This window comes from Bacillus sp. P4_D3, from assembly GCF_056401855.1.
Genome location: NZ_JBFUIN010001090.1, coordinates 1 through 840 on the forward strand (window position 1 = coordinate 1; position 840 = coordinate 840).

At 35.7% G+C, this 840-nt stretch carries 1 protein-coding gene; it reads right to left on the minus strand.

The genetic code is table 11. The features are described from left to right. On the minus strand, nucleotides 1-840 hold an 840-nt coding region (locus AC1DTM_RS29450), incomplete at both ends, for an LL-diaminopimelate aminotransferase (RefSeq protein WP_477001586.1).

An 840-nucleotide genomic window follows, 5' to 3' on the forward strand; every position in this document is an offset into this window, starting at 1 on the left:
TACGGAATCCGTCCACTAAAGTATCTCTACGTTCTTGGTAAATGCTTCGGTTTTTCTCGCAAAACTCTGCGCCATTTCTTAGTGCAGCAGATGCTGCTTTTTGAATTGGTAAAAATACACCGTAGTCTGTATTCGATTTAAACTGTGTTAGTGCACCAACAACGTCTTCATTTCCAATCATATATCCAATACGGCTACCTGCTAAACTATAACTTTTTGATAAAGAGTTTATTTCTACACCAACTTCTTTTGCACCAGGTACAGATAAGAAGCTAATTGGCTTTTGACCATCAAAATAAAATTCAGCATAAGCAAAATCATGGACAATGATAATATTATGTTTTTTCGCGAATGCAATTACCTCTTTAAAGAAATCTTCATGAGCCATTGCTGGAACTGGATTCCCTGGGAAGTTCAAAATCATCATCTTCGCTTTATCGGCAATTTCTTTAGGGATAACTTCTAAGTTAGGTAAGAAATCATTTTCTTTCTTTAATGGCATGTAGTAAGATGTTGCACCGGCCATTTGAATTCCTGTTTCATAAGCTGTATATCCTGGATCAGGAACTAGTATTATATCTCCCGGATTTGCAAAAACCATAGGTAAATGAACGAGTCCGTCTTGTGAACCCATTAATAATAAAACTTCTTTTTCAGCATTTAATATAACATTATGAGTGTTGTTGTAATATTCAGTTACAGCTTCGTGAAATTCTTGAATACCAGATAACGTATATCCGTAACTTTCTTTTGCACTTGCTGTATGTACCATTGCTTCTCTTACGAAATCAGCAGGAGGCATATCGGGATTCCCGATACTTAAATCAATCATTTTATGAC